Annotated in this window: 23 protein-coding genes and 4 pseudogenes; 16 read left to right on the top strand and 11 right to left on the bottom strand. The window is 65.5% G+C overall.

Annotation, left to right across the window (positions count from 1 at the left end; genetic code table 11):
• Positions 1-462: 462 nt before the first annotated feature.
• The 6 genes from M446_RS34005 to M446_RS33980 form a co-directional block, all read right to left on the bottom strand.
• The gene (locus M446_RS34005; protein WP_012290079.1) at positions 463-1,137 is read right to left on the bottom strand and encodes a recombinase family protein; all 675 of its coding nucleotides are present in this window, start codon (positions 1,135-1,137) and stop codon (positions 463-465) included.
• A 790-nt stretch (positions 1,138-1,927) separates the two neighbouring features.
• On the bottom strand, positions 1,928-3,280 hold the full coding sequence (locus M446_RS34000) for a phage/plasmid primase, P4 family (protein WP_012290078.1): 1,353 nt from the start codon (positions 3,278-3,280) through the stop codon (positions 1,928-1,930).
• Positions 3,277-3,660, bottom strand: a complete 384-nt coding sequence (locus tag M446_RS33995) for a hypothetical protein (RefSeq protein ID WP_012290077.1) — start codon at positions 3,658-3,660, stop codon at positions 3,277-3,279. The genes M446_RS34000 and M446_RS33995 overlap by 4 nt, the downstream gene beginning before the upstream one ends.
• A gap of 532 nt (positions 3,661-4,192) precedes the next feature.
• Positions 4,193-5,827, bottom strand: a complete 1,635-nt coding sequence (locus M446_RS33990; RefSeq protein WP_012290076.1) for an acyl-CoA synthetase — start codon at positions 5,825-5,827, stop codon at positions 4,193-4,195.
• Positions 5,828-5,845: 18 nt separating this feature from the next.
• Positions 5,846-6,487 carry a hypothetical protein gene (locus tag M446_RS33985; RefSeq protein ID WP_012290075.1) on the bottom strand — a complete coding sequence of 214 codons (642 nt, stop codon included), beginning with the start codon at positions 6,485-6,487 and terminating at the stop codon, positions 5,846-5,848.
• Between the two features lie 164 nt (positions 6,488-6,651).
• Positions 6,652-7,422 (bottom strand): hypothetical protein, encoded by a 771-nt coding sequence (locus M446_RS33980; RefSeq protein WP_043703230.1) that lies wholly within the window; start codon positions 7,420-7,422, stop codon positions 6,652-6,654.
• A 361-nt stretch (positions 7,423-7,783) separates the two neighbouring features.
• Here M446_RS33980 and M446_RS37880 point away from each other — a divergent pair.
• Positions 7,784-7,918: pseudogene (locus tag M446_RS37880) on the top strand (IS6 family transposase); the annotation flags it as partial.
• A 37-nt stretch (positions 7,919-7,955) separates the two neighbouring features.
• On the opposite strand, the gene M446_RS33975 reads toward M446_RS37880, so the two are convergent.
• Complete coding sequence (locus M446_RS33975; protein WP_012290073.1) at positions 7,956-8,708, bottom strand: IS6-like element ISMtsp1 family transposase; 753 nt, start codon at positions 8,706-8,708, stop codon at positions 7,956-7,958.
• Between the two features lie 379 nt (positions 8,709-9,087).
• Here M446_RS33975 and M446_RS33970 point away from each other — a divergent pair, with 379 nt between their 5' ends.
• The 5 genes and pseudogenes from M446_RS33970 (at position 9,088) to M446_RS33955 (ending at position 11,940) form a co-directional block, all read left to right on the top strand.
• Positions 9,088-9,447 (top strand): type II toxin-antitoxin system RelE/ParE family toxin, encoded by a 360-nt coding sequence (locus M446_RS33970; RefSeq protein WP_012290072.1) that lies wholly within the window; start codon positions 9,088-9,090, stop codon positions 9,445-9,447.
• Complete coding sequence (locus M446_RS33965; RefSeq protein ID WP_012290071.1) at positions 9,437-9,718, top strand: helix-turn-helix domain-containing protein; 282 nt, start codon at positions 9,437-9,439, stop codon at positions 9,716-9,718. The genes M446_RS33970 and M446_RS33965 overlap by 11 nt, the downstream gene beginning before the upstream one ends.
• Positions 9,715-9,879: a hypothetical protein gene (locus tag M446_RS38505; RefSeq protein WP_012290070.1), complete on the top strand. Its 165-nt coding sequence runs from the start codon at positions 9,715-9,717 to the stop codon at positions 9,877-9,879. Before M446_RS33965 ends, M446_RS38505 begins: the two co-directional genes overlap by 4 nt.
• A gap of 269 nt (positions 9,880-10,148) precedes the next feature.
• Positions 10,149-10,310, top strand: a pseudogene (locus M446_RS37875) (IS630 family transposase); the annotation flags it as partial.
• 664 nt (positions 10,311-10,974) lie between these two features.
• On the top strand, positions 10,975-11,940 hold the full coding sequence (locus M446_RS33955; protein WP_012290069.1) for a dienelactone hydrolase family protein: 966 nt from the start codon (positions 10,975-10,977) through the stop codon (positions 11,938-11,940).
• Positions 11,941-12,269: 329 nt separating this feature from the next.
• Here the strand turns inward: M446_RS33955 and M446_RS36410 are convergent.
• Positions 12,270-12,973: pseudogene (locus M446_RS36410) on the bottom strand (IS5 family transposase).
• Positions 12,974-13,431: 458 nt separating this feature from the next.
• On the opposite strand from M446_RS36410, the gene M446_RS33940 reads away from it, so the two are divergent.
• From M446_RS33940 to M446_RS39415, 7 genes and pseudogenes are all read left to right on the top strand, one after another.
• A complete protein-coding gene (locus M446_RS33940; protein ID WP_050777596.1) occupies positions 13,432-15,153 on the top strand; it encodes an acetolactate synthase large subunit in 1,722 nt (573 codons plus the stop codon).
• A gap of 34 nt (positions 15,154-15,187) precedes the next feature.
• Positions 15,188-16,366, top strand: a complete 1,179-nt coding sequence (locus M446_RS33935; RefSeq protein ID WP_012290066.1) for an iron-containing alcohol dehydrogenase — start codon at positions 15,188-15,190, stop codon at positions 16,364-16,366.
• Between the two features lie 21 nt (positions 16,367-16,387).
• A complete protein-coding gene (locus M446_RS34420; RefSeq protein ID WP_012290065.1) occupies positions 16,388-17,212 on the top strand; it encodes a poly(R)-hydroxyalkanoic acid synthase subunit PhaE in 825 nt (274 codons plus the stop codon).
• A pseudogene (locus tag M446_RS39840) lies at positions 17,209-17,433 on the top strand (class III poly(R)-hydroxyalkanoic acid synthase subunit PhaC); the annotation flags it as partial. The gene M446_RS34420 and the pseudogene M446_RS39840, both read left to right, overlap by 4 nt.
• Positions 17,434-17,626: 193 nt before the next feature.
• On the top strand, positions 17,627-18,340 hold the full coding sequence (locus M446_RS39835) for an alpha/beta fold hydrolase (RefSeq protein WP_415926929.1): 714 nt from the start codon (positions 17,627-17,629) through the stop codon (positions 18,338-18,340).
• A gap of 273 nt (positions 18,341-18,613) precedes the next feature.
• Positions 18,614-19,915, top strand: a complete 1,302-nt coding sequence (locus tag M446_RS33920; protein ID WP_265576687.1) for a glycoside hydrolase family 28 protein — start codon at positions 18,614-18,616, stop codon at positions 19,913-19,915.
• A gap of 191 nt (positions 19,916-20,106) precedes the next feature.
• Positions 20,107-20,796 (top strand): hypothetical protein, encoded by a 690-nt coding sequence (locus tag M446_RS39415; RefSeq protein ID WP_012290063.1) that lies wholly within the window; start codon positions 20,107-20,109, stop codon positions 20,794-20,796.
• A gap of 42 nt (positions 20,797-20,838) precedes the next feature.
• Here the strand turns inward: M446_RS39415 and M446_RS33910 are convergent, their stop codons facing one another.
• Positions 20,839-22,038, bottom strand: coding sequence for an IS256-like element ISMtsp13 family transposase (locus M446_RS33910; protein WP_012290062.1), 1,200 nt, complete (start codon positions 22,036-22,038; stop codon positions 20,839-20,841).
• A gap of 59 nt (positions 22,039-22,097) precedes the next feature.
• On the opposite strand from M446_RS33910, the gene M446_RS33905 reads away from it, so the two are divergent.
• Complete coding sequence (locus M446_RS33905; protein WP_012290061.1) at positions 22,098-22,286, top strand: hypothetical protein; 189 nt, start codon at positions 22,098-22,100, stop codon at positions 22,284-22,286.
• 129 nt (positions 22,287-22,415) lie between these two features.
• Here M446_RS33905 and M446_RS33900 read toward each other — a convergent pair whose 3' ends face one another.
• On the bottom strand, positions 22,416-22,766 hold the full coding sequence (locus M446_RS33900) for a hypothetical protein (RefSeq protein ID WP_012290060.1): 351 nt from the start codon (positions 22,764-22,766) through the stop codon (positions 22,416-22,418).
• Between the two features lie 149 nt (positions 22,767-22,915).
• Here M446_RS33900 and M446_RS37860 point away from each other — a divergent pair, with 149 nt between their 5' ends.
• Both M446_RS37860 and M446_RS36400 read left to right on the top strand, forming a co-directional pair.
• Positions 22,916-23,128: a hypothetical protein gene (locus M446_RS37860; protein ID WP_150108909.1), complete on the top strand. Its 213-nt coding sequence runs from the start codon at positions 22,916-22,918 to the stop codon at positions 23,126-23,128.
• The gene (locus tag M446_RS36400; protein WP_168169207.1) at positions 23,125-23,655 is read left to right on the top strand and encodes a GNAT family N-acetyltransferase; all 531 of its coding nucleotides are present in this window, start codon (positions 23,125-23,127) and stop codon (positions 23,653-23,655) included. Before M446_RS37860 ends, M446_RS36400 begins: the two co-directional genes overlap by 4 nt.
• An 11-nt stretch (positions 23,656-23,666) precedes the next feature.
• Here M446_RS36400 and M446_RS33895 read toward each other — a convergent pair whose 3' ends face one another.
• The gene (locus tag M446_RS33895; protein WP_012290059.1) at positions 23,667-24,101 is read right to left on the bottom strand and encodes a hypothetical protein; all 435 of its coding nucleotides are present in this window, start codon (positions 24,099-24,101) and stop codon (positions 23,667-23,669) included.
• Between the last annotated feature and the right edge of the window lie 55 nt (positions 24,102-24,156).

Here is a 24,156-nt window from a genome sequence, read left to right as displayed (position 1 = left end):
GCGCTCCACTGAGCGGCCTGAGGGTGCGGTCCATGTGGACCACGGCGTCATGCGCAGGCGTGCGCAACGTCCCGGTGCTGGATCTACCAGCGGACCGGTACCCCGCATCACGCGGGCACCGGCGCGGACCTTCGGGGCCCGGTATCTAGACTACAGCAAACCGAGCCGGTCTGGAACGTGCGCGTCGAAGCGGAGACGAGGTGTTGCAGACGGGCCTCAGCCGGGCCGCCACCCTCAGGCACACTTTAAGATCTTCGGCTCAGCTTGGCTGGCCGCATGCCGGCGCGCTACGTAGGTCCGACCATAAAGAGAGGGGATTCAATATGTCAGAGACAGAGAGACATGATCCGGAAGGAAAAGATTTTGCCATGCCACTCATGATTGGCGGATCTATATTATTCTTCTTTGTTTTGTTTATGCTTGTTACTTCATTTTCAAGATAGCAACAACGCTCGCCACCATTCAATTGGGGTTCGCATCGCGCTCTCGCACGTTGGCGACACCGACATGCGAGAGTTTCACGCCCCGGGTCGCCAGCCACGCGCTGATGCTGCGCAGGGATTCGCCGGCCTCGCGTCGCGCTACGATCTGCTGGACGTACTCGTGCTCGCTCTCACGGGGCCTCAGGACGGCGTCCTTGCCGGTGCCGACGACGTCGTACCCGAAGGGCCTCGACCCCCCGATGTAGCCGCCCCTGGCTGCCTTGGCCGCCTTGCCGTCCTGCGTGCGCTCCCGGATCCGCTCGCGCTCGAACTCGGCCATCAAAGCCAGCATGCCGAAGAACATGCGGCTCGTGCCGTTGTTCGTCACCGGCTCGGTGCCCATGTCGATGAGATAGAGGTTCACGCCCTTGGCCTTGAAGGCGTCCGCCTGCGTGAGTGCGTCGGTCGCGTTGCGGAAGATGCGGTCGAGCTTCAAGACGACGAGGTTGTCGCCCGGCTTCAGCGCGTGAAGGAGGCGGCAACCGCCTGGGCGGTCCCCGAGCGGGATCTTGCCCTGGCATACGTCCCGGAAGAACACCGGCTCGTCGAGGCCCTGCATCATGCACAGGCCGCGGATGCGCTTGCCCTGCTCGTCGAGCGACGTGCCGTCCTCCTGGCCCTCGCTCGACACCCGCTGATAGCCGTAGGTCGCCATGACTGTAAACCACTAAACTGCTGCATCAGGCTTACATTATTCCGACCCGTCTGTAAAGCCATCAAGAGAGGTTTACGGCTAGAACAGCTGACCTGCTAATCTATGACGCTGCGTCACGTTACGAGGGGCAGGTTACGGTCGCCGTCGAGGTTTGGCTGTGCGGCTGACCATTCCACCGTACTTCGATTCGCGTCATTCAGGCCAAGTCTTTGATCCATAAGGATCCGGCCTCTCATGTGCCGTCCCCGAGCCCCGCCAGAACTGCTCTCCTGACCCCTCGCCTTCACCGAACCGTTGCGCTGGCGACTGTCTGGCATCCTTTGAGCATCAGAGCGTCGGCACCGTCGTAGGGCTACCGGGAGACACAGCATCCCGCGATCCATCCTCAGAACGTCGTGTCGGTGGCCACGGGAAGCACTGATCCCCCGGCAGCCTGCGACGGTTCTCTCACGCGAAGCGGCTGGGAGGTTGGGACACTGGGACACCTGGGACACCAAAAGCGGCAAATCCCTGATCGTGCGCCTGTGTGTGCGCGGTATCTCTGAGATACCCGATTTCGGTGTCCCAAGCGTCCCAAATGCCCCAAGACGTGGCTTAAGCCCTTTCATGGCCTATCAATTTTAGGGCAGGAGGTTGGGACACCGGTCGGAGCAGGCGTCCCTGACGTGTCCCAAATCCAGGGCAGGTGTCCCAATCGATCGGCAGGCCGCCGAACGGTTCGCGAACGAAAAAGGACGCAGACCGAGGCCCGCGTCCCAATGCCGTCCCAAGGTGTCCCTGGCCTCTGGGCCTACGCGCCCGTGCTCGTCACGTAGATGCCTTCGAAGCCGCGGACGCCGCCCGACTTGTAGCGCGCGAGCCCGAGCTTGCTCAGCTTCTCGCCCAGCTCGTGCAGCGTGCCGTGCCGCGCCCCGACCCGTTCGGCGAAGTCGCACCACGAGGCGTAGAGGTCCTGGTTCGGCGTTCGCATCTGCCGATTGCCGGGATCCACCTTGCACCGGTCCTCGACCCACTGACCGAACAGGTCCTCGTCGGCCAAGTACTCATCCGTCGCGGCCAGGACGGCGTCGGGCCGGATGAGACCGTGCTCCTGCCAGTCCAGGCAGCCGTCGATGGGCCACCGCAGGATGCCGGGCAACTCGGCCAGCAGCTTGCGCTCCAGATCGGGATCGGGCTCGGCGGGCTTGCGGATGAACGGCACGATGTTGAGGCGGCGCCGCATCGCCTCGTCCACGGTGCGGATCTTGGGCTTGTGGTTCCCAACGATCGTGATCTTGCACGTCGGCACGAAGGTCATGTTGTCCCTATGCATGAAGCGCGCGGTGATCGCGTCGCCGCCCGTGAACGACTTCAGCCGGGCCTCATCCCACGCTCGGCCTTCCTGCGTCTCGGACGCGGACACGAACCGGGCGCCTTTGAGCATCGCGAGGTCGGTCGTGTGCTGGGCGTGCTTGCTGGCAACGAACGCGTCCATGGTCGCCGTCGCGGCGTAGGACGCCAGCGCGGTCGCGAGCACCTTCAGGTAGACCGACTTGCCGTTGCCGCCGCCGCCGAACACGAAGACGACGGCGTGCTCGGTGGTGCGGCCGGTGAGGCTGTATCCGGCCCACTGTTGAAGGAACCGCATCAGCCCCAGGTCTGAGCCGGTCGCCTCGTTGAGGAAGCGCAGGAAGCGCGGGCAATCCGCCGTGTCGGCCGGCGCCACCGCCGTCTGCTTCGTGATCCGGTCGCCCGGCTCGGCCCGACGCATCTTGCCGGTGGTGAGGTCCACGACGCCGCCGGGCGTGCCGAGCACCATCGGGTCGCCGTCCCAATCCTCGCTCTGCGCGACGAAGGTCCGGGCATGACGGCACAGCTTCTCGACGCCGGACACGAACTTGGCCGTGCCAAGCCGCACCTGCTTCTTGGGGGAGAGGAGGCGCATCTGCTCCTGCACCACGGTGTGGCAGCGGTCGAAGACGCCCCCGGTGGTGTCCGGCACCCAGCAGGTGCCGGCCCACTCGAACCATAAGGCCTGGCCGTGGTCGTAGAGGAGCTGGTCGCGAAATCGCTCCACGACCAGGGCCGCGATGCTGCTCTCGGTGAGCACCGGATCGTTGTCGGGCGGAGCGGGGCGGCGGATGGGGCGCACGTTCGCCGTCATGCGGCCACCCCGGCGATTGCGGCTTTGGCCTGCATCTTCGGCTCGAACAGCATGCCGATGATCTCGACGCCAGTCCGCTCGAACTCGCGCTCGGCGCGGATGTGGCTGCGGATGTGCGCCCGCATGCCGGGCTGGTCGTGCCGCTGCAGGCAGCGGATTGCCATGTCCGCGTGAGCGATCAAGCCCTCCAAGCACCCGATTGCGAACACGGCCAGCATCTCGGGCGTGCCGTGGCTGATGTGGCCGGTCGGGTCGTCACAGGGAGCCCAGCCGCTGAAGCCGGGGAAATGTTGCCGCAGGTACTCTTCCGCGCGCTTGGCCGCGGCTTCATCGTCACGCTTGCCAGAGGCAGCGCGCTCGTGTAGAGATTTTCCTTGCATATTTACTCCTACACTTCAGACCCGGCGGCCGGGAGCCAACCAAACCGCCGGGTCTTCCGTCGTTTGATTTGAACATAGGTTTCCTGTTCCCGGATCTGCTCTCGCAAATCGGGTTGGTGACTTTAGGTTGTGCGTGCTGCTGCCGTGCTAGGCGGCGCCCTGGCGCTTCATCCGGGCGTGTCGCAAAGATTTTTGGCGGAGAAAATTATGCTCCCCGCGTAGGCGCACACCGGTCCGTCAGGCCGATACCGGGCTCGTCAAACTGCTTCGCCAGCCTCGTCGGAGGGGGTCAGCAGGCGGTGAGCAGGCCTCGTCACGCCCTGTTCGGAGACGATTTTTTCGGGCGTTGAACGTTTGCGACACGCCCCGGCAAACCGCCTGAGCATCAGGACTGGTAAGGTCCCGGAAGAGGTCGCCCGACGCCTTGCGACCGAACAGCGTCAGCCGGCGCGAGCGGCTCGTCAAACGGCAGGGTTCATCCCCGGCCCTCTCGGGCCGTCGCCTCTCCAGTTGTGCCGACGGCCACTTGCCCTCACAGTGCCTTGCCCATTTCCCGAAGTTGGACCTTGTTGGTCTTGCCGGTCGAGTTCTTCGGAAGCTCGGTGAAGAAGACGTGCTTGGGCACCTTGTAGCTGGCGAGCGACTGGCGGCACCAGTCGATCAGCTCCTCGGCCGAGACCATCTCGAAGCCGTTCTTCCGCTCAACGAAGGCGCAGACCGCCTCGCCCCACTTCTCGTCCGGCTTGCCGACCACCCCGGCGTCCGCGACCGCCGGGTGCTTGAACAACGCCTCCTCGACCTCGATCGACCAGATGTTCTCGCCCCCCGAGATGATGATGTCCTTCGAGCGGTCCTTGAGCTGGAGGTAGCCGTCCGGGTGCTTCACGCCGAGGTCGCCCGAATGGAACCAGCCGCCCCGGAATGCCTCCTCGGTGGCCTTCGGGTTCTTGAGGTAGCCGCGCATCACCACGTTGCCGCGGAACATCACCTCGCCGACGGTCTGGCCGTCCGCCGGCACTGGCCGCATCGTCTTGGGATCGAGCACGTCGAGCGCCTCGAGGGGCGGGTAGCGCACGCCCTGGCGCGCCTTGCGGGCCGCCTGCTCGGGCGTGGTCAGCGCGTCCCAATCCGCGTGCCACTCGTTGACCACGGCCGGCCCGTAGGTCTCGGTGAGGCCGTAGACGTGGGTCACGTCGAAGCCCGCCTCCGCCATTCCGGCCAAGCCCGCCTCGGGCGGGGGCGCGCCGCCGACGACGAACGACACCGGGTGCGGCAGTGCCCGGCGCTCCGCCGCAGGCGCGTTCAGCAGCTGCTGCATCACGACCGGGGCGCCGCAGAGATGCGTGACGCCGTGGTCCGCGATCGCGTCGTACACCGCCTTGGCCCGCACCTGCCGCAGGCAGACATGCGTGCCCGCCACCACCGACAGCGTCCAGGGAAAGCACCAGCCGTTGCAGTGGAACATCGGCAGCGTCCAGAGATAGACCGGGTGCTTGCCGAGGCCGGTGGTCACGACGTTGCCAACCGCTTGCAGACAGGCGCCGCGGTGATCGTAGACCACCCCCTTGGGATCGCCCGTGGTCCCGGACGTGTAGTTGAGCGTGATCGCGTCCCGCTCGTCGCCGGGCAGGGACCAGGCATGGGCGGGGTCGCCGGAGGCCAGGAACGCCTCGTAGTCCAGGCTGCCCAGGCGCTCGCCCTCACCGCTGAATTCCGGGTCGTCGTAGTCGATGACGAGGGGTCTGACCTTCGCGTGCGCGAGCGCCGGCTTGATCACCCGCGCGAATTCCCGGTCGGTGATCAGCACCTTGGCTTCGCCATGATCGAGGAAGGAGGCGATCATCGCCGCGTCCAGACGGGTGTTGAGGGTGTTGAGCACGGCGCCGGTCATCGGCACGCCGTAGTGGCACTCGATCAAGGCGGGCGTGTTGGGGAGCATGACCGCCACCGTGTCGCCGCGCCCGATCCCGCGGGCCGCGAGGGCCGAGGCGAGACGCCGCGTGCGGGCATAGAAGTCGCGGTAGCTGCGCCGCAGAGAACCGTAGATGACCGCGACATGGTCCGGGAAGACCGTCGCGGTGCGCTCCAGGAAGGTGAGGGGCGTCAGCGGCTGGAAATTGGCCGGGTTCCGGTCGAGGCCATGGTCGTAGATGGTCTTGGCAGTCATGAGGATGCCTCCTGCGATCTAGGCGCGAGCTCTAAAGCTCAGCGTGATTTCTCGTGTTTCAGCAAGAAGTTGATGACCGAGCGTGTGATGCGTTCGTCGGCATCTGTGCACTAGCGAAGGATTGGAACCGCCAGACCAACCGGAACAAAACCAGCAGATGGCGAAGAGCGCCATCAGCTCGCGGCTCGACGCGATCCCCTGCTCGTTCTTGGACCGTTCATTGACCACGGCGGAGAAGGCCGCCGTCGCCTTCTTCCAGACCTCCATCATCAGGGCGTTGTGTTCGAGATTGCGCCGGTGCAGCGCCACCCAGGCCGTGAACACGGCCGCGAACTTGCGCTCGACGTTCCAGAGATCGGCGAGGCGCGGTCCTTCGGCCATCCGTTTCAGCGCTTCATCGACCGCGCCCGTGATGCAGATCCATCCGTGCGGGTCGAAGATCTTGGCCAGGACATCGGCCGCGATTGGATCTCGCACCTCGCCTCCGCCCTTCAGGCTCTTGGCAAAGGTCGCCGAGACCGCCTGAGCGGCCTCCCAGCCCTGCTGATACGAGTGTTGGGCCTGTTCCAGGGCTTCCCAGTCGTGCCAATGCCTGACGGCGGTGTTGGCCGCCTCGGCGATCTTGGACAGGGTCTCATAAAGCCTCTCGGTTTCTGTCATGTCCATTCTCCCCCTAGAGCTGCGGGCAAGGTGACCCATGAGCACCGATCCGCCACAACGCCTCGCCGAGGTCGCCCGGCTCGCGAACCCCGGCGAGCGGGGGGGAGCCGACGATCCGTGGTGCCGGCCCTCGCTCGTCGGCGGGCGGGCCGGCCCCGGACGGGTTACGCCTGGAAGCAGAGCTTGACGTTGGGGTCCGTGGGACTCGTGGAGTCGCGCAGCCAGTCGGTGACGTTCGTCGTATCGAGCGCCACAAGCTTGCCGGCGCTGGCCTTGATTTTCAGAGTCAGGATAGAGAACTCGGTGCAACGCACCTCAAAGCCCTGCCGCGCAACCTCCTTCTTTTTACTCTTGTCGTGGGACATGTACAGTGCAGTGTAGTACAAATAGAGCTTAGGCTGCGATGGGTCCCTCATGTTGATGGTAGATTGAGAGAACAAATTCTTCCATTCTTCTGAATGGTTCTCGCTGGAGACAGATTTCGCCATATCAGAGATGGTTTTCTCAATATTTCTCAGGTCATCCTCCGAAAGTCCTGCGTACAGGCTGCAGATTTGATCGAAGAGGGCGTTGTAATTTTTGTCTTCATAGGCCATCTTGGTGGCGGTATTCCTCGAGAGGGCCAAGAAAGGGTTGTTGTCGATCTCGGTCACGTAGCCGTTGAACGCTGCCGCCAGCACCTCCGGGCTGGTCGTGGCCGGGTGGAAATTGGCGCGCTTCTGGCTGTGCTTGAGGATGCTGGAGACGGCGGTCGGAAGGTTGCTGAGTTCCGTGTAGATCGCCGTGCCGGTCGCATTCGGATCGGCAGTGTTCTCACCGAGAAACGTCCCGCCCGCCGTCGCCGCGACGTTGTCGGCGAACAAGAAATAATCGTGATACTGAGGAGCATTATGGATCCAGCTCTTCACAGCATCGTCTTCACTGAACGTATTCATATCAGCTCTCCACTGATTGCCGCAGTCGTCCCAGGGTGGCGCCTTCCTACCCTCGGTCGAACCGCGCGTGGTTGGTAGCGACATCGCTCCCCACGTCACGGCCGGCAGCGACTTCCGCTGCCGTCGCACCCTCGTTGCGCAAGCGATGTGCCAGCGCCGCCCGACGAACTTTTCGCAATTATTGCAATGCTTTATGGCTGCCGTGGGGGATTGGCGCAGACGCCACCGGGCTGTTGGGAGCCCGACAAAGTCCGACAAGCCATGGAGGCGCGTCGGGCCTGTCGCAAACGCGAACGGGCCGGCATTCACCGATCGTTAGCCATACCTGCCCAGTTTGCCGCCTCCGCCTCGGAGCCGGCCCATGATCCTGAACGCCCTCGCCCTCGCGCTGAAGAGAGAGGCCCGTGGCGACTTCCGGGGCCGGCACTTCGAAGCCACCCTCATCGTCCAGGCCGTCTCCTGGTACCTGCGCTACGCCCGGGCCTGTCGCAAACTGGGGTCCAGGCCGCAGAAGGGTCTCTGCCGTCCCGCTTTCACGCTTTGTTCGCCACGGGAAGTCCGAAGCACTGCGCGAGCAGTCGGTTCTGCTCCCGGACCGTCCACGCCCCTGAGAACCCGAAACCCTTGCGCAGCCAAAGCATGGCCTCGAAGCCCTGGATCGTCCGCCGCGCCGTGTGGAACGCGCGGAAGCCCCCGACCCGTGGCATCGGCCGCTTGACCCGGAAGTGGTCGCTCTCAATCCCTTGCTGCAAGTGCTTGGTGACGTGGTGGATGGGCGCGCGTGGCAGCAGGCCCTCCTTGCGGCTCTCGGCGATCGCCGGCGGGTAAGGGCCAGCACCATCGGTGCCGATGCGGTCGGGCGCGAGAAGCGGCTGATCCTGTAGCATCTTGCGGAAGAAGCGCTTGGCCGCTTCCAGGTCGCGGTTGGCGGTGAGCAGGAAGTCGACCGCCTCGCCATGCTTGTCGATGGCCCGGTACAGATAGCGCCACTGGCCACGCACCTTGATATAGGTCTCGTCCACCCTCACGGACCCGCAATGCGGCTTGCGGAACCGGCGCAGGCGCCGCTCGATGGCGGGCGCGTAGGCCAGCACCCAGCGGTTGATGGTGGAGTGGTCCACCCCCATACCCCGCTCCAGCAGCATCTCCTCGATGTCGCGGTAGCTGAGCGCGTAGCGCAGGTACCAGGAGACGGCCTGGACGATGAGAGTGGCTTCGAAGTGCCGGCCCGTGAAGTCGCCGCGGGCCTCTCTCTTCAGCTTGAGGGCGAGGGCGTTCAGGATCATGGGCCGGCTCCGAGGCGGAGCGGCAAGCTGGGCGGGTATGGCTAACGACCCATGAACGCGAGCCCGTTCGCGTTTGCGACAGGCCCCTGGATCACGCGTAACAGCATGGCGACCTCCCGGCTGGCCATTGAGCACTGGAAGCGCGGCGGCGGCGTGGCGGCTCAAAAATCGCCGCCTGTGGGCCTCTGGTCTTCTGACCCTACTCCGACACCCTCGAAGCATCACACCGCAGCCACGGAGCCGGAAATCGCGCCAGGCGGCGCCAGCGTAAGGGGCTTGGCGAGGGGGGAACGGCATCCGAGGGGCTTTATGGAGAAAATCGCTTTTCTGCTGGCAAACCCTGTATCTTTTAAGGTACGATGTACCGTAGAAGGTGCGGATGGAGCAGGAGCTGAAAAAGCTGCCGGCGGCGTTCTACGCCACCGACAGCGGCAAGGAGCCGGTCAGGGAATGGTTGAAGGACCAGACCCCGGACGATCGCAAGGTCATCGGCCAGGACATTGCCACGGTCGAATTCGGCTGGCCGGTCGGCATGCCGACGTGCCGGCCCATGGGCGCAGGCCTGTGGGAGGTGCGCAGCGACCTTTCGGACGGGCGGATTTCGCGCGTCCTGTTCTGCATTGCCCACGGTCATATGGTTCTGCTGCACGCCTTCATTAAGAAAACGCAGAAGACGCCCGATGCCGAACTGACCAAAGCCCGCAAACGACAGAAGAAGGTGGAGAAAAATGACAAATAAACATATCGGATCGTCGTTCGACAGCTTCCTCGAAGAGGAAGGCACCCGCGAGGAGGTCAACGAACAGGCGACCAAGCGCGTCCTGGCCTGGCAGATCGAGCAGGCCATGAAGGAGCAGGGCATCACAAAAAGCGTCATGGCGAAGCGCATGCACACCAGCCGCGCCCAGCTCGACCGCCTGCTGGACCCGGAGAATGACAAGGTGCAGCTCGACACTGTGAAGCGTGCCGCCGCCGTCGTTGGCCGCAAAGTGCGGCTGGAGCTGGCATGACCGGACGGCGCACGCTGTACCTCCCCGCCGATCAGGCAAAGGCAATCAAAGCGACGGGCCGTGGTCATGTCCCCCGCATAGAAAAGGTGCTGCGCGAAGCCTTACAGGCCGGAAAGCTGGATGCACCGCGCGACCTCCTGGAGCAGGCGCCAAAGCGATGACCTGCCAGCACGAGGCTTAAGCAGTTTTTAAATCGATCTCGTAGTATAATAGGCCTGCCATGGTCGATGTACTGGAAAGGCCATCCGCTGAATTTGATATTGCCGCTGCACCAGTCCCGCCGCGGCTTGAGGTGACACTGACGATCGACGCCGATCTTCTGGACCGTCTAGAGCGTTTTCGGTTTAATCTGGATCGTAGCCTGCAGCGGCGAAGAAGTGGGCACACTCGTCGGGCGTGATGGTGTCGACGAGCCTCCCGATGGCCGACCATAGCCCCTCGGCGGCTGCGGCGCGGGACGTTCACCGGGATCGTGGACCTGCAAGCGGCGATCAAGCGCTACATCGCCGAGAACAACGAGCAGCCCAGGCCCTTCGTCTGGACCAAGCCCGCGGCCGCTATCCTCAACAGCCAGGCTGCACCATCCGTCTGAGTCACTGCACTAGTTGTCTGGATGCGAGACCTCCTTGGCGTCTGCGACCACCTTGAGCGCTGCGGGGAGCGCGTCCGGATCAGGCGGCCTAGTGACGGGCTTGGCCAGCTCCGGCTTCGCCTTCAGCCGCTCACCGGACAGGGTCCTGCGTGAGCGGCTGAAGGCGAAGCCGGAGCTGGCCAAGCCCGTCACTAGGCCGCCTGATCCGGACGCACTCCCCGCAGCGCTCAAGGTGGTCGCAGACGCCAAGGAGGTCTCGCATCCAGACAACTAGAGAGCCGCACCCCGTGACACCTTTCCGTACCGCGTTAGCACCGTACGCTGCTATCGTCGTAATGTCGTATGGCCGTATGTTGTCCGGCGGCTTCGCCGGACGCGGCCGGCGCCTCGGGCGCGGCTGCGGTCAAAAGACCGCGGCGCCTCGCCGTTCCACATCAGGGTCTTCTTTGAGGGCCAGTATCCCGGGCTGCCGCTGCTGCAATGGATGGGCCTGACCCTCGATGCGCGCGCGGCCGCGGCGCGGGGCGTGCCGCCCTTCCCTCACATGCTGTGCTGGCTGCGCGAGGCGCCGGTCGAGGCCTGAAGCCTTCCGCGGCGGGAGATCCGCCGTTGACACGGGCGGCGCCCGGTCGAGGGTGGGGGCAACGCATCCTCGGGAGGAACCATGCGCATCCTGGCCGCCACGCTCGTCGCCCTCGGCATCGCCGCACCGGCCGCCGAGGCCGCCTCCCCCCTGCCCGGCCGCATCGAGATCCACGCGGTGAAGAGCCGGACCCTGACCGGGGAAGAGTTCCTGCGCGGCGACGCGCCGGGGCGCGAGGTGGTGCTCGGCGGCGAGTTGCGCCTGCCCGTCGGCGCGCCGCCGAAGGTGCCGGTGGTGGTGCTTGTCCACGGCTCGGGCGGGATCAGCGCCGGCCCGGACGCCTGGGCGCGGGTGCTCAACGAAGCGGGGATCGGCGCCTTCATCCTCGACGCCTTCACGGGCCGCGGCATTGTCAGCACGATCGAGGACCAGGAGCAGCTCAACTCCCTCGCCATGATGGTCGACGCCTACCGCGCCCTCGACGCGCTCGCGGCGCACCCGCGGGTGCGGGCGGACCGCATCGCCGTGATGGGCTTCTCCAAGGGGGCGGTCGCGTCGGTCTACTCGGCGGCGGAGCGGTTCCACGCGGCCTATGGCGGCCCGAACCGCTTCGCCGCCCATATCGGCCTCTACACGCCCTGCAACGTGACCTATCGGGAAGACGACAAGGTCGGCCCGGCGCCGATCCGGCTGTTCCACGGCACCAGCGACGACTACGTCAGCGTCTTGCCCTGCCGGGACTACGTCGCCCGGCTGAAGCAGGCCGGCGCGGACGTGATGCTGACCGAGTATCCCGACACGCAGCACAGCTTTGACACGCCGACGAGCCCGCCGCTGGTCTCGATCCCGAAGGCGCAGAGCACGCGCGACTGCCGACTGAAAGAGGGGCCGGGCGGCACGATCCTCGACGCCGCGACGGGCCGGCCCTACAGCCTGCGGACAGACCCCTGCGTCGCCGTCGGCGCCCATGTGGGCCACAACCCGGCCTCGACCGAGGCGGCGCGGGCGGCGGTGGTCGGCTTCCTTCGTGAGGTGCTGCTGAAGTAAGAGCCGCGGCCGCCCCGTCGGAGCTCGCCCTCCCCTCGCCACGAAGCGGCCGGAGAACCGGGGCTCCGAGCCCATGAGACACCTCCCTGCCGCCTGCGCGCTGATCCTGGCGGCGGGCCTCGCCGGGTCGGCGGCGGCGCAGGTGCCCCGTCACGCCCCGCAGGCGGCCAAGCCGGCCCCCGCGCCGGCCGAGGACGACATGGCGGAAGTCGACCCGGCCCTCCTCGCCCAGTGCCGCCGGCACGCCGCCGAGAAGCGGCTCAGGGGCGGGGCCCGGACCACCTTCGTGAAAACCTGCGTGCCGCCGGAGGATTGGGGTCAGGACTCAATCAGCACCAGAACGCGATCACGGCGGCCAGGGCGAGAGCGGAGGCGTAGTTGCGGGCCAGCTTGTCGTAGCGGGTGGCGATCCGGCGGAAGTCCTTGAGACGACAAAAGGCGGCCTCGATGCGCCAGCGTTTCCGGGAGCGGCGCTTGTCGTGGCGCAGCCTGCGCTTGCGGGCGCGGGTGCCGGGGATGACCGGGGTGATGCCCTTCTCCCGCAGATCAGCCCGCAGCCAATCGGCGTCGTAGCCCTTGTCGGCGATCAGGCGGCGGATCCGGCCGGGAGCCTCGGCCAGCACCGCCGGGGCGGTGCGCACGTCGCTGGCGTTGCCGGGTGTCAGCAGGAGGACACCGGGGCGGCCAAGCACGTCGACGAGGGCGTGGATCTTGGTCGTCTGGCCACCCCGCGACGGGCCGATCGCCTGCGCTGTCGCCCCCCTTTGCCCCCGTGAGCCGAGCGATGGACCCGCACGTAGGTGCTGTCGATGGCAGCCGCCTCGCCCGACCATCCAGCTTTGGCCAGGGCCGCCAGCATCGCCGTCCAGAAGCCACGCCGCGACCACCTGTTGAAGCGGTTGTAGACCGTGGTGCGGTGTCCATACGCGGACGGGCCATCGCGCCAGCGGCAGCCGGAGGTCAGCACGTGCAGGATGCCGGAGATGATCTGGCGATCGTCCTTGCGCTCGGGGCCGGGCTGGTTGCGCGGCATGAACGGCGCGATCACCGCCCACTGCGCGTCCGAGAGCCAGAACAGGTCCGCCATGGCCGCCTCCGTGCTGCAAGCGGCCGCCCTGAATCACAAAACCATAGACCCTGCAACACCTTGGTTCGGTTCAGGCCCTAGCCCTCCGGACGGCTTGCCGGCCTCGTACAGGGCGCTACCGCCCGGCTACACCCCATCCGGCCCGCCGCGCCTCCATGGCCTGTCGGACTTTGTCGGGCTCCCGACAGCCCGGTGGCGTCTGCGCCAATCCCCCACGGCAGCCATAAAGCATTGCAATAATTGCGAAAAGTTCGTCGGGCGGCGCTGGCACATCGCTTGCGCAACGAGGGTGCGACGGCGGCGGAAGTCGCTGCTGGCCGTGACGTGGGGAGCGATGTCGCCGCCTGGGCGGAGCAAGAGCTCGACGACAGCCAGAGCCCGACGACAGTCGGGCGGGTTGCTTAATGCCAGCTTGCGAGGATGAGAACGTGGGAGCATCGTCTAAAATTAAGGGTTCTGATCTCATAGTCAAAGCCCTCGAGAACATGGGCGTCGACTACGTCATCGGCATACCCGGGGAGGAGATCCTCGAAATCATCGAGAGCTTGCACAACTCGAAGATCAGGTTCATCCCCGTCCGCCACGAGCAGGCGGCCGTCATGATGGCCGCCACGCACGGGCGGCTGACCGGCCGGCCGGGCGTCTGCCTCGCGACCTGCGGCCCGGGCGCGCTGAACTTGGTGACAGGCGTGGCCTACGCGCAGCTCGGCGCCATGCCGGTGTTGATAATCACCGGCCAGAAGCCGATCAGCGCCCCACCCCAGTCCCGCTTCCAGCTCATCGATACCGTCTCGGTGATGCGCCCGCTCACCAAGATGACGCGCCAGATCGTCTCGGCGGCCTCGATCCCGACGCTGGTGCGCGAGGCCTTCCGGGTCGCCACCGACGAGCGCCGGGGCGCGGTTCATCTCGAAGTGCCCAAGGACGTTGCTACCGAAGACGTTGCTACCGAAATGGCCGAAGTCGCCCTGGCGCCCTCTCACCCGATCGACCGGCCAGTGGCGGCGGAAGCCGCCATCGAGCACGCGGCTGCGATGATCCTGAGTGCGCAAAGCCCGCTGATCATGATCGGCGCGGCCGGCAACCGGCCGGGGCTGGGCGAGCCGCTCTCCGAGTTTGTGCGGCGGACCCAGATTCCCTTCTGCGACACGCAGATGGGCAAGGGCGCGGTCACGGGCGCCTCGAGCCTCTATCTCGGCACCGCGGCGCTCTCCGAGCGGGATTACGTGCATGCGGCGATAGACCGGGCGGACCTGATCATCTCGATCGGGCACGACGCGGTCGAGAAACCCCCCTTCCTGTACGAGAAGATCGCGGGCGGCCTCAAGGTCATCCACATCGGTTACACTCCGGCGAGCGTCGAGCAGGTCTTTCACCCGGATGCCGAGGTGGTGGGCGATATCAGTTCGACGGTGACGGCGCTCGCCGACCGGCTCGGCGGGCGGCTCGAGCCGGATCCCGGCATGCTCGAGCTGCGCCAGTCGCTCCTGGAGCGCATCAACGGCATCAACGATGGGACCGAAGAGGCCACTTCTTCAATGACGGTGCGGCGCATCGTGCATGCCGTTCGTACGGTAATGCCGGAGGACGGCTTCGTCTGCCTCGACAACGGCGAGTACAAGATCGAGTTTGCGCGCTACTACCTGACGTACGCTCCCAACACGCTGCTGCTCGACAACGCGCTTGCCACGATGGGAGCGGGGCTGCCCTCCGCCATGATGGCGGCGGAGCTCTATCCAGAACGTCGCGTGTTGGCGGTGTGCGGCGATGGTGGCTTCATGATGAACAGCCAAGAGATGGAGACAGCTGTCCGGCTCAGGCTCAACCTCGTGGCGCTGATCCTGGACAACTCGGCATACGGCATGATCCGCAGGAAGCAGAGGGAGGGGGGCTTCGCCGAATACGGCACGACGTTCACCAACCCGGATTTCGTCGCGTACGCCAATTCCTATGGGGCGACGGGCCACTGCGTCACCGCGGTCCGCGACCTGGCTCCGACGCTCGAGGCCGCCTTCAAGGCCGGTGGGGTTCACCTCGTGGCGGTACCGATCGACGACTCCGAGAACAAGCGGGTCCTGATCCAAGAACATCACCATAAGGCCAGCAATATCGAGCCGGAAGAATAAGTTCTAGCTCACCGACGTGCTCCCGGAGCTCATCATGACCCCATTCACGTTCCAAACCTGCCCCAATATTCTGTTCGAGCCCGGCGCCTCGGCGAAGCTGCCCGACCTCGTGGCGAGCTTCCGCGCTCAACGGATCATGCTGGTGACCGGCAAAAATGTTCGCGGCGCGGGTCTGACCCGCGCTGCGGAGGCTGCCCTGGCCTCGGCGGGCCTTCAGGTCACCGTCTTCGAGGACGTCGTGGCCGACCCGCCCTCGCACGTCATCGAGACTGCAGCGCAACTTGCCCAGCAGCAGACAGTGGACCTTGTGCTCGCGATTGGGGGCGGCTCCACTCTCGACACTGCCAAGCTCGTGGCGTACCTCGCGCGCAGCGGCGATCAGCTCGACCGCATCTACGGGGTCGGCCTCGCCCAGGGCCAGCGCTTGCCGCTCATCCTGATGCCGACCACGGCCGGGACCGGCTCCGAGGTGACGCCGATCTCGATCGTGACGACGCCGACGGGCGAGAAGAAGGGCGTGGTCTCGCCCCGGCTGCTGCCGGACTGCGCGGTCCTTGATCCCGATCTGACCCTCGGACTGCCGGCCCACGTGACGGCCGCGACCGGCATCGACGCGATGGTGCACGCGATCGAGGCCTACACCAGCCGTCACAAGAAGAACCCGATCTCGGACCAGCTCGCCCGGAAGGCCTTGGCGCTGCTCGCAGGCAGCATTCGCACGGCCTGCAGCGACGGCCGCAACGTCGAGGCGCGCTCCAACATGCTGCTCGGCTCCATGCTCGCGGGCATGGCCTTTGCCAACGCTCCCGTCGCCGCGGTCCATGCGCTGGCCTATCCGATCGGCGCCGTCTTCCACGTGACGCACGGGGTGTCGAACGCCCTCGTGCTGACGGGCGTGATGCGCTTCAACCTCCCGCAAGCGGAGGCCCTCTACGCGGAACTCGCCCCGATCTTCGATCCGCAGGCAGCCAGTCTCCCGGCCGCCGAGGCTGCCACCCGATTCGTCGACAGCCTCGCGGCCATCTGCCGGGACTGCGGTGCGCCCGCCTCACTCGCCGAGGTCGGTGTTCGCGAGGAGGATCTCGCGCGCCTCGCAACCGATGCCATGAAGCAGACGCGACTTCTCGTGAACAACCCACGCGAGGTCACCTACCCGGACGCCTTCGCGATCTACTCCGAGGCACTCGACGGCAAGCTCAGAACCGTTGCTTGAGTCGCTTGAGGAGCTCAAGCCATGGATCTATTCGATACCTTTAAGGCAATGGGAGAGCTCTGGGGCAAAGGCACCCAGTGCTTTCTCGAAGCTCAGCGCAACATGTACGGGGCCATGACGACGGCCTTGGACAAGGATGGCAAGCCGAGCCTTCCCCTCATCCCGGACTGGGAAGCCCTGGAACAGGCCCAACACTCGTATCAGCAGGGCTGGGAGGCCGCTCAGGCGGTCTCGGCGACCTTTGCCAAGAGCCTGAAGGGCGGAGGCGAGGTGCGAGATCCAATCGCGGCCGATGTCCTGGCCAAGATCTTCGACCCGCACGGATGGATCTGCATCACGGGCGCGGTCGATGAAGCGCTGAAACGGATGGCCGAAGGACCGCGCCTCGCCGATCTCTGGAACGTCGAGCGCAAGTTCGCGGCCGTGTTCACGGCCTGGGTGGCGCTGCACCGGCGCAACCTCGAACACAACGCCCTGATGATGGAGGTCTGGAAGAAGGCGACGGCAGCCTTCTCCGCCGTGGTCAATGAACGGTCCAAGAACGAGCAGGGGATCGCGTCGAGCCGCGAGCTGATGGCGCTCTGGGTCGAGACTGCCAACGACGTTCTGCTGGAGGCGCAGCGGTCGGAGGAGTTTCTCAAGAGCCAGCGCGAGACGCTGAAAGCCTCGACGGATTTGCGGCTTGCTCAGCAGGATATCGCTGAGTTCTACAGCCAGATGTTCGGCTACCCGACCCGCGCCGAACTCGACGACGTGCATCAGAGCCTCACGCAGCTGCGCCGGGAAGTCAGGGCGCTCAGTCGCCAGAGGCGGACCAGCGGAAAATCAGAAGGAGAGCCGACATGAGCCGCTCTGCCAAATCCAAAGCCGCGCTTGACCCCGTCGCGGAGGCGGCAGCGCTTGGAAAGCGGCTCGCGGAAGGAGCCAAGCTCTTCCAGGAGGTCCGCGACGAGGACGTTCAGATTGCGACGAGCGAGAAAGTTGTAATCTGGCAGCAGGATAAGGTCACACTGTACCGCTACCGATCTCTTGCCGAGCAGAAGGTCAGGACACCCGTCCTCATCGTCTATGGGCTTATCGGTCGCCACACGATAGCCGACCTGCAGGAGGATCGCTCGCTCGTTCGCAATCTGCTGAAGCTCGGTGTTGACCTCTACGTAGTGGACTGGGGCAATCCGAGCCGAGCCGACCGCTTCGTGACGCTTGATGACTACATCGACGGCTATCTCGCTGAATGCGTGAACGTCATCTCCGAGGCGAATGGGGGGGGGGGGGGGGGGGGGGGGGGGGGGGGCGAAGATCAATCTACTCGGGATTTGCGAGGGTGGGACCTTCACGACTTGCTACGCGGCGCTGCACCCCGAGGACGTCAACGCGATGGTGCTGACGATCACGCCGATCGACTTCCACGCCGACACTGTCGAGAACCGCAAAGGTCACGGCTTCATCAACATGTGGACGCGCAGCCTTGAGCCTGATGACATTGACCGCCTCATCGAGGCGCACGGCACGTTGCCGGGTGAATTCATGGGCTCGGTGTTCGCGCTGATGACGCCGATGCGCACGATGACCAAGTACAACCTTGATCTTCTTGACGTAATCGACAATAAGAAAAGGTTTATGAACTTCTTGCGTATGGAAAAGTGGATTTCCGATCGGCCGCACCATCCCGGTGAGGCCGCCAAGCAGTGGCTGAAAAATCTGTATCAGGACAACAAGCTGGTGCAAAACTCGTTCCAGCTAGCCGGCAGAACCGTCGATCTTGGCAACATCAAATGCCCAGTCTTGAACATCTACGCAAAATATGATCATATTATTCCACCGGCAACATCGCGGGCACTCAAGCAATTCGTAGGCACGTCGGACTATACCGAGCTGCCGCTCCCAGGCGGGCACGTCGGCGTATTCGTCGGCGGGAGGGCGCAGAGCCTGCTTGGGACCGGCATCGCCGAGTGGTTGACTGGGCGCGAGTAAGGGACGAACGACCGTGGCGCTCAAGAACAAGATTGAACCGCCCCGGGATTTCCGGAGGCTCGCGGGATGCCGTCCGCGAGCGCAGAGTAGGTCAATCCCGACAGACAGGAGGCTCCAACTCTTGAGAGGATGGAGCCATGAGGAAGCATACCCCCCCTCTCGCCTGAGATCCGCGAGCGGGGCGGTCCGGATGGTCCGGGGGCACCAGGGCGAGCACGGCTCGCAATGAAAGTTCTTACCGCACGCGCCGTTCTGGTTGCAACGGCAGGCTTGATGACCGTCGGCGCCACTCATTCGGCACAGTCCCAGGACAGGCGAAACGTCCAGGAGCCGGTTCCGCCGACGCAGGTCTGCGCAGTCCTGAGTGCGGACGACGCTCCGTCGGCCAAGGTCGGACAAGCGAAATTGCAGGCCGCCCTGGACGGCTGCCGGACGGGCCAAGCGGTGCGGCTCACGCCCAGCAGGACGAAGGCGGTGTTCGCGAGCGGGCCGATCGAGATGCGGGCCGGCGTGGTTCTCTGGCTCGACGCCGGGGCCGTGCTCGCCGCCGAGCCCGATCCTCGCCTCTACGACCTCGGCGACGGCCGTTGCGGACTGATCAATAACGCGGGGGGGGGATGCCGGCCTTTCCTCAATTTTCACAAGGCCAACGGCGCGGGCCTGATGGGCGACGGCACGATCGACGGCCAGGGCGGGGCGGTCATGATCGGCAAGGCGGAGACCTGGTGGGCCCTGGCCAGTCGCGCTCAGGTCGAGGGTAGGGAGCAGAACGTCCCCCGGCTGGTGCAGATCGACAGCTCGAACAACATCACCGTATACCGGATCACGCTGCGCAACGCGCCGAACGTACACATCGCCATGAACAAGGTCCAGGGCGTGACGGTGTGGGGCGTCACCATCAACACCCCGGCCGATGCCCGAAACACGGACGGGATTGATCCAGGCGCGGCGATGGACGTGACCATCGCCCGCACCTTCATCAGCACCGGCGACGACGACATCGCCATCAAGGCCGGCGACAACGGAGCGACCCGCCACGTCTCCATCTTGGACATCCACATCTATTCGGGGCACGGGCTCTCGATTGGCAGTGAGACGAACAGTGGCGTCAGCGACGTCCTCGTCCGAAACGTCACCATCGACGGCGCGGTGTCAGGCCTGAGAATCAAGAGCGATCCGAGTCGGGGCGGTTTGGTGCAGGCGGTCCGCTACGAGAACGTTTGCGTGCGCGGAAGTCGGCGGCCGATCGACTTCGACACGCGCTATGATCCACGCGCTCAGGGTACGAAGATCCCCGTGTATAGCAACATCGTCCTGCGCCAAGTTGCCGGAGAGGGCGGTCGGCTGGTCATGCACGGGTACGACGCCGCTCACCCCTTGGGCGTTTCGCTGGATGGCGTTCGCTTCGTCGACAACGCGACGTGGGACGTGGTCAACACCCAGGCCATCGTCATGGCGGGTGGCGTGACCCCGCCGATTGGCGCCCCGGCGGCGGCGTGGTCGGCGGTCAACGGGCCGAACTGCAAGGCTCTTTGGACGCCGTTTCCGGGCGACACGGCGGTGCAGTCCCATTGAGAGGGGATGGCTTCGACCGGGCGTGATGGGGTGGACATCGGGTAATCGCGGGGGGGCGTGTCGCAAACGTTCAACGCCCGAAAAAAATCGTCTCCGAACAAGGCGTGACGAGGCCTGCTCACCGCCTGCTGACCCCCTCCGACGAGGCTGGCGAAGCAGTTTGACGAGCCCGGTATCGGCCTGACGGACCGGTGTGCGCCTACGCGGGGAGCATAATTTTCTCCGCCAAAAATCTTTGCGACACGCCCCGCTGGTCAGCCGTGGAGGCCCGCGGCGGCCCGACCTCGGTGAACCCGCGCTCGGGCGCGTTCGGGATCGCGCAGTGGCTGTCTCGGGACCGTCTGGCTCCGATCCGCGGCAACACCGACTTCGACGCGCAGCTCCGGCACGCCTTGCACGAGCTGCACACGACCGAGCGCCGGGCGCTCGCGAAGCTCAACTCCGCCAAGACCCCGTTCGAGGCCGCGACCGGGGCTTCGATGTTCGAGCGGGCGGAGGGCTACAACGCGCGCACGGGCGTCGACCTGTTCACCGGCCGCACGGCCGCGGCGATGGGGGGGCTGAAGGTCGGCCCTCCGGGTGAGCCGGTGCAGGTCGCGAGCGGTGGCGACGTGCTCTGGTACAAGCGCGACCGCTACTACCCGTCCAAGGCCGGTGGCTACTCGCGCCTGCGCGACGACGAGGTCGTGAACGACCTCAAGGACGGACCGCCGTCTCAGAAGATCGCGATGTCGCGCGTCGGCGACGACATGATGCAGCGCCGCTTCAACAGCGCGGGCGCCTCGGCCGGTAGCGGCAAGGGCCACCTGCACATCACCATGGACGGCTTCCCGACCGGGACGCGCGCCCGGGCCTCGGTCGTGTCCCCAGGCGTGGTGTAGCTGCGGCGTGGCGGCCACGGTCACCGGGCGGGGCCGGGACGATCAGGCTGCCAGGGTGGGCAGGCTGACAAGAGGATCATCGCTGATCGGGGCGATGCTTTCCAGGGTCAGGTAGCGGGCGCGCTGGACGGCCCACTCGTCGTTCTGTTCGAGCAGGAGCGCGCCGACCAAGCGGGTGATGGCCGCCTCATTGGGGAAGATGCCGACCACCTCGGTGCGCCGCTTGATCTCGCCGTTGAGGCGCTCCAGCGGGTTCGTGCTGTGAAGCTTGACCCGGTGGGCGGCCGGGAAGCCCATGTAGGCCAGCACGTCGGGTTCCGCCTCATGCATCAGGGCTGCGAGCTTGGGCACCTTGGGTCGGAGTTGGTCGGCCACGCGTCGCCATTGCTGACGGGCGGCCTCGGCGTCGTCCTGGGCGAAGGCGGTGGCGATGAAGGCGGACACGACGCGCCGCCCGCTGCGGCCAGCGTGGGCGAGCACGGTCCTCATGAAGTGGACGCGGCACCGCTGCCAAGTCGCGTTCATCACCTTGGCGACCGACGCCTTGAGGCCCGTGTGGGCGTCCGAAATCACCAGCTTCACACCGCGCAGGCCGCGGCGCGCCAGCTTGCGCAGGAACCCGGTCCAGAACGTCTCGGCCTCGGAGGGGCCGACGTCCATGCCGAGCACCTCGCGTCGGCCATCGCTGTTCACACCGACCGCCACGATCACCGCGACGGAGACGATGCGCCCGGCTTGGCGCACCTTCACGTAGGTCGCATCGATCCAGAGATAGGGCCACTCCCCCTCGAGCGGCCGGTCGAGGAACGCGCCCACGCGCTCGTCGATCTCCTGGCAGAGCCGGCTGACCTGGCTCTTGGACACGCCCGTGCCGCCCATGGCTTGGACGAGGTCATCCACCGAGCGGGTCGAGATGCCCTGGATGTACGCCTCCTGGATCACCGCCGTGAGTGCCTTCTCGGCCATCCGGCGCGGCTCCAGGAAAGCCGGGAAGTACGAGCCCTTGCGCAGCTTGGGGATGCGCAGCTCGACCGTGCCGGCCCGCGTCTGCCAATCCCGGTCACGATAGCCGTTGCGCTGGACCAGCCGCTCGGCGCTCTTCTCGCCGTGGGCCGCCCCGGTCAGGCCGCCCACCTCCAGTTCCATCAGCCGCTCGGCCGCAAAGCCGATCATCTCGCGCAGCAGGTCGGCGTCGGCGCTCTTCTCCAGCAGCCCGCGCAGGCTCATCATCTCGTCGGTCATCGGAGGTCTCTCGGGTTCGAGGTTGGTGCTCGCACCCCGACCCTACCCGGCAACCGCCGATGACCACCCCGCGAGAGATCCCGCCTGCTTCGGCGCTGTGGAGGGCGCGCAGACGGGCTCTCTCGCTCCCGTCGAGCTACACCACCACCAGGGACACGACCCGGGCCTCGATGGACGATCTGTTCAAGGACGTCTCGATCACCCAGCGCCGGCAGGTCGACAGCTCGATCAAGGCGGGGCCGCGCTAGGCCCCGCAGATCCGGGTCCGGGGCAGCGGCACGCCGTGCGCCCGCTTGACGCGCAGGCTCTCGATGCTTTCGATCATGTTGGATCTCCACGGCCCGCCCGGCTCCGGCCGCGGCGGGCCTTTCTGCGTTTCAGGGGCGGTCGCGATCAGGCGCATCCCTTCGGGCGACCGGCCGCGCCCCGGCCGCGCCCATGCTCCACCCCGTGCGCCGTCCGAGCCGGGCGTAGATCCCCACGACGTCGCGCATGACCCCAACCTCCCTCGACCCGCAGGCGGCGCAGCGCAGGCGCAAGGCGATGTCGGGGAAGGGCAGGCTGTCCGGAAACGGATCGGTGCTGATCGTCGCCTCGTGGCCGCAGCCGGTCGCGTTGCAGTGGACGAAGGCGGTGCGGTCGCCCTCCTCGGACCGGAGCCAGCCGATCGTGGGCGGCGGGATCTCGCGGCCCTGGTCGTCGTGGGCGCGGCGCGGGTGGCGGGTCATCACCGAGATGTAGACCTCGCTCGTTGCGCGACGATTGCGTACGCACGCTGCGTAGGAGCGACATGTGAACAAATGGGCCGTTCTGCGATTAACTGCTTGACAGCTCAATCGGCGGCAGTCTGGTAGAGGTCTGGGGGCAGGGGCGCGGAATGTATACCTTCAGGGAATTTCTGCGCTGGTTTACCCAATCCAGCGACAAGGCAGAGAAGCTAGAATTCAAGAGCCAGCGCGAAGCAGCCGAATTTGTGCGTCGTATATATAATCAAAACGGGGCACCTAATCAAAAGCTTCGCGATCTTTACAATAAAGCTGACCAGCTTGAGCGTGATGGTAGAGTTATCAAAAAAGCATCTGCCGCTTGACCGGAAGAATTATTGTACAGCCGTTTGATAGGACCCGCTCTCGCAATACATTCGAGTGCGGCAGAAGGGGTATTGATCAATGGTACAGAAACCACTCAAAGAAGTGGTCTGATCGCGCAGAAGCACGCATTACTATTGCTGTAGACGAAGACACGAATGCGGTTGCCGGTTTCCATGCTCTCCAGATAGGCAGCGAGAGCATGGCCGAACTTGAGAACAAGCCGGACGACCACACCAAGAATTATACCGCTTTTCCGGCGCTGCATTTGGCGTACTTAGGAGTGCAAAAAGAATATCAGAGAAAGGGTGTAGGAACAATTTTACTGAAGGATGTTATAGATAAAGCCTATAAAGTCTCCCTGCTTGCCGGTCTCTATGCGCTTACTTTACAGTCTATTGATAGACAGTCAACCATGTTCTACGAGAGTTTAGGTTTTGAGCCCTACACTCGGGACAATATTGCGCCAAAGATGCTTATTCCTATACGGACAATCATTGATCTCGTTGAGGGCGGGGCCGGCGGATAATCGTATTGCGCTTAAAGCTTACGGTACGGACCGCGGAAGAGGTCGCCCGCCGCCTTACGGCTGAACAGGGTGAACCGGCGCCGCCGCTGGTGCTCCGGCCGGTCGTGGATCATGTGACAGCGCTGGCAGAGCGCCGCGAGGTTGCCGGGCGCGTTGTCGGACGTGTCGTGGTTCCGGTGCGCGGTCGCCAGGACCACGCGGGTGAAGCGCACCGTGTAGAGCAGGTTCTCCAGGAGCATCCGGCTGCGCAGGATCCGGCCGCACCCGTCGCGCCACGTGTCGGTGGCGGCGTCGAACCATCGCCCGTCCGGCAAGCATGCGATCCGTTGCAGGTGCGGCCGACCGCAGCCCTCGCATCGCCCGCCCGCGCGCCGGAAGCGGATCACGTCCGAGAGCTGGGGCCAGTCGATCGGGTAGAAGCCGCGGTGCTCGGGTCGGATCGGCATGGGCACGGTCACGCTGTGATCGGTGTGAGCGGGCGTTGGATCCTCCTCACTTGTG

Origin of the sequence: Methylobacterium sp. 4-46 (assembly GCF_000019365.1) — a bacterium.
GTDB lineage: Bacteria > Pseudomonadota > Alphaproteobacteria > Rhizobiales > Beijerinckiaceae > Methylobacterium.
Note: the sequence above shows the minus strand (reverse complement) of the source record. Positions and strands in the feature narration are given on the sequence as shown.